Below are 4,752 nucleotides of genomic sequence, written 5' to 3'. Positions count from 1 at the left end.
AGGAGGTAATGAATGACCGAAAATAAGGTCTTGTGTATCGTATGTGCATGGAGGGCTACCTGCCAGAAACAGTTCTCCATGAAGGCAGGACAGAAATGCGCCGAGTTTGTAAGGGATGTATCGATAAAAGAGGAAAAAGAAGAAGATAAGGAAAAAGAAAATAGTCGTTTATTGACAATTAATAAGCAGAAGAGTATATTAAAATCAAATAGCAGCCGAGATCCATTTAAAGAATGGATGCGGGGGACCCAAAATTTGGGGCGTATTCCGATTATCGGATAGGGCACTTCCAGGCCCGAGCCCGTCAGCTAACCTCGTAGGCGTTTGGAAGGGCAAAAGGTCCAGAAATTAAAGACCGCCGCCCGGCGGTTTTTTATTTTCCTCCTTAGCGCCCTATCCCGAGGAGGAGAAAATGCTTCGCAGAGAATCGCCTGTAAAGGGGGTTATCAAAGCCCTCGGCCTTGTTTTCGGCGACATAGGAACAAGCCCCATTTATACGGTAACGGTAGTATTCCTTCTTTTAAAGCCCACCACGGACAATATCATGGGCGTTATGTCTCTCGTAATCTGGACAATGACGCTCTTCGTCTCCCTTCAATATGTCATCCTCGCCATGCGTCTAAGCAAAAGAGGCGAAGGAGGCACTATAGTCCTCAAAGAGATACTTTCGTCTCTTCTGCGTTCAAAGGGTAAAACGGTCTTAATAACTATAATGGCCTTTATCGGGATATCTCTCCTCATGGGCGATGGAGTGATTATGCCTGCAATAAGTATACTGAGCGCAGTGGAAGGCTCGGCACTGATACCGGGGCTCGAACACATTTCCACGACAGCCATAGTCATTATTTCGGCTGCCATCGCTCTATTTCTCTTCTCCTTGCAGAGCAGAGGAACGGAGAAGGTAGCCTTTGCTTTTGGCCCTGTTACTTCTGTCTGGTTTGTTGCTCTCTCGGTCTTTGGTATAGCATCCCTTGTAGAGGCGCCGCAGGTGCTGAAGGCGCTGAACCCTTACTGTGGAATACGGTTCCTGCTTGAAAACAGGTGGGAAGGCTTCATAGCACTAAGCGAGATATTTCTCTGCGCCACCGGAGGAGAGGCGCTTTACGCCGACATGGGGCACCTTGGCGCGAAGCCGATAAAGCAGGCATGGATTGTGGTCTTTTTTGCCCTTGCCGTTAATTACCTCGGACAGGGTGCGTTTCTGCTGTCACATCCCGGGGCCAAGAACATTCTCTTTGAGATGGTTTTTTATCATGCAAAAGGCCTTTATGTCCCATTCCTTGCTTCTGAGTATCGCTGCCACTATCATCGCATCACAGGCGATGATAAGCGGAACCTTCTCTATAGTCTATCAGGGCATCACAACGCGCATCATGCCTATCCTCAATGTTTCTTACACCTCTACGGAAAGGAAGTCTCAGATCTACATCGGGACCGTGAACTGGTTCCTATTAGCTGCCGTCATTTTCGTTATGTTTGAATTCGCTGAATCGAGCAAGCTTGCGGCGGCGTATGGACTTGCAGTCACCGGCACTATGACACTGACAGGCATTATGATGATCTGTATATTCTCGCTTCAAAGGAAATACCACCTATCGGCCCTCGCCATATTCATTACCGCAATAGACATTGCATACCTCGGAGCGAATTTTACGAAGATCCCTCACGGCGGCTACTGGTCGATTATTATAGCGCTCATTCCTCTCAGCGTAATTATGCTCTACACATCAGGGCAAAAGAGACTTTACATGTCGCTTCGGCCTATGGATATGGAAATCTTTCTTGAAAAATACAATCAGGCATGCAAACGCCTTAATAAGAGCAGCGGCACCGCGCTTTTTTTGCGAGGGACATACAAAAGATTCCCCCTTATATCAGCAACACCGTGTTTAACAACGGCATTGTCTATGAAGATAACATTATCGTCTCTATAGTAAGGCGTGACGACCCCTTCGGCGTTACGGGCTTTTTCAAGGACCAATATGCAGAGGGATTGGGGTCTTTCGAGATACAGCTCGGTTATATGGAACCGGCGGATATAGAGGAGATACTGAAAGAAACTGGAATCGATGAGAAGGTTATCTTTTACGGCATTGAAGATATAATGACAAGGAATATCTTTTGAAAACTATTCTCGATTATAAAGAGATTAACGCCTGCGTATGTGCAGTTTTACAAGCTTCCATCGAATAAGCTCCATGGGGTCGTTACGAGGCTTTCACTGTAGAAGAGTTATTGGTAAGTGCAATATGCTTATTTCTATGTTTTTTTGCCCTTAGTCGGCTTAAGCCGTTTTAAAAGCTTCTCCGCTTCCAGCGTATTCAGCACATCTCCCTTTTCCAGCCATCCCCGTCTTGCAATGGATACGCCGTATCTCATGTAATCGAATTGATTTGTTACATGGGTATCTGTTGCTATAACAATTGGGATTCCCATCTCCTTTGCCCTTTTTGCATATGTATCATTGATATCGAGCCTTAAAGGATAGGCATTTATCTCGATGGCAGTGCCTGTCTTTTTTGCAATAGTGAGTATCTCATCCATATCCACATCATACGCATCCCTTTCTCCTATGAGCCTTCCTGTGGGATGCGCTATGATGCTTACATACGGGTTTTTCATTGCTGATACCAAACGATATGTCAACTGCTTTCTGGGCTGCTTGAATCCTGAATGTATGGATGCAACAACAATATCGAGCTCCTTAAGCACGTCATCCGATATATCCAGACTCCCGTCGCTCCTGATGTCCACTTCAATGCCGTGGATGATCCTGAATCCCTTGAGCTTTTTATTAACTGCATTTATCTCCTTTTTCTGCTCCAGAAGCCTCTCTCCTGTTAATCCCCTCGCAATGCCGAGTCCCTTTGAATGGTCTGTTATTGCAATATATGAATAGCCATAATCTCTGGCTGCATCCACAAGCTGCTCGAATGTATGGCTCCCATCGCTCCATTTCGAATGGACATGGAGGTCGCCCTTAATATCATCCGCAGTAACAAGCTTTGGGAGCCTCCCCTCCTGTGCTGCTTCAATCTCTCCCTGATCTTCCCTTAATTCAGGAGGAATGTATGGAAGCTCCAAGATTTTATAAACATCCTCTTCTTTTTCGCCGCCGATTTTCTTTTCGTCCTTTTCTCGAAAAATGCCGTATTCATTGATTTTAAGCCCCTTCTTCATTGCCATTTCTCTGAGCCTTATATTGTGTGCCTTGCTTCCTGTGAAATATGCCAGTGCTGCGCCATAGGATTCTTTTTCCACAACCCTCAAATCCACCTGAAGGTCTTCATGGATTATCACAGTGGATTTTGTAGTGCCATGCATTAAAACATCCTTTACATGGGGGAGATGCACAAAGACCTTCATTACCTCTTTTGGATTGTCGGATGTTGCAAGAATGTCGATGTCTTTTATGGTATCCTTCCATCTCCTTAAACTCCCTGCAAGGTCAATTCTGTCAACAGGGGACTTCTTTGTCAAATGCTCAAGGATGTCATTTGCAATGGGAAGAACCTTTCCGAGGGGCTGACGCTCCTTGCCCCTTTTCAACATTTCTATACCCTTTAAGATATTCTCCTCTGTCTTTTCCTTTATCCCAGGCAAGCCTACCAGTTTATGTTCTGAAGCAAGTCTTTCCAGATCATCGAGACCTTTGATTTTTAATTTCTCGTAGAGGAGCTTTGATGTCTTCGGCCCAAGACTGGGCACAGAAAGGAGGGTCAATAATCCTTCGGGTATTTCATGTTTAAGCTCTTCGTGTACCTGCATCTTACCTGTCTTCAGATACTCCTCGATCTTTCCTGCAAGATCCTGTCCGATGCCTGGTACTTTTAGGAGTTCTTCCTTTGGAATTTCTTCGATACTTTTCGGCAGCCCTTCGATATTCTGCGCTGCCCTGCGATATGCCCTTATTCGAAATGGATTCTCTCCTTTTATCTCAAGGAGGTCAGCGATTTCATTGAAGATTTTTGCGATCTCCTGATTTTTCATTTCACCATCCCTATTAATTCCTTAGCATTCCTTGGTGCATAACCGTGGTAGTCGTTATTGAAGTAAATAAATACATCCTCTCCATTCTTTAAATAATTTTTTATTCTCTTTGCATCTTTCTTGAGTTCAGTCTTTGAATAACAAGTAGCATAGCTTCCTCCTTCGCCATGCCTCCTTATGTAGACAAAATCAGAAGTAACAGAGAGGTCATCGATGAACTCAGGCCAATCAGCCATGCACAGGCTTACATCATGTTCTTTGCAAAGGTTAATAACCTCGTCAGTTATCCAGCTTTCGTGCCTGAATTCAAGGGTATTTTTTACAGGATATTTTTTAAGCAGTTTAAGGAAATTCTGCAATCGTTCAATATCGATTTTAAATCCAGGAGAAAACTGCCAGAGAACGACCTTCAGCTTTTCCTTTAGTCTCAATGCCCTTTCAAAGAATAATTCTATAGATTCTTTTGGCTCTACCAGCCTTTTTATATGTGTGATAAACCTGCTGCCTTTTAATGAAAAAACAAAGTCATCCGGTGTTTCTTTGTACCACTTGTCAAAGGTCTTTGCAAGGGGCAGTCTGTAAAATGTGACATTTAATTCAACTGTGTTAAAGACAGTGCAATAGTATCCAAACCACTTCCTCTGTGGCAAATCAGGAGGATAGAAGTTTTCCTTCCAGTCCCAGTAATTAAAGCCGCTGCAGCCGATACGTATTTCAGGCATGTATAAATTGTAGCACCAAATACTAATATTTGCAGACCGA

At 44.2% G+C, this 4,752-nt stretch carries 2 protein-coding genes, 1 pseudogene and 1 riboswitch; of the genes and pseudogenes, 1 reads left to right on the top strand and 2 read right to left on the bottom strand.

Going from position 1 to position 4,752, the window contains the following annotated elements:
- Nucleotides 1-203 precede the first annotated feature (203 nt).
- Nucleotides 204-338, top strand: a riboswitch (cyclic di-AMP (ydaO/yuaA leader).
- A gap of 74 nt (nt 339-412) precedes the next feature.
- A pseudogene (locus tag V7L97_RS13125) lies at nt 413-2,227 on the top strand (KUP/HAK/KT family potassium transporter).
- Nucleotides 2,228-2,259: 32 nt separating this feature from the next.
- On the opposite strand, the gene polX reads toward V7L97_RS13125, so the two are convergent.
- A complete protein-coding gene (gene polX, locus V7L97_RS11245; protein ID WP_333656021.1) occupies nt 2,260-3,990 on the bottom strand; it encodes a DNA polymerase/3'-5' exonuclease PolX in 1,731 nt (576 codons plus the stop codon).
- The coding region (locus V7L97_RS11240; RefSeq protein WP_333656019.1) for a DUF72 domain-containing protein at nt 3,987-4,752 on the bottom strand (766 nt) is incomplete at its 5' end. The genes polX and V7L97_RS11240, both read right to left, overlap by 4 nt.

The organism is Dissulfurispira sp. (assembly GCF_036745535.1).
In the GTDB taxonomy this organism is placed as follows: Bacteria; Nitrospirota; Thermodesulfovibrionia; order Thermodesulfovibrionales; family Dissulfurispiraceae; genus Dissulfurispira.
Note: the sequence above shows the minus strand (reverse complement) of the source record. Positions and strands in the feature narration are given on the sequence as shown.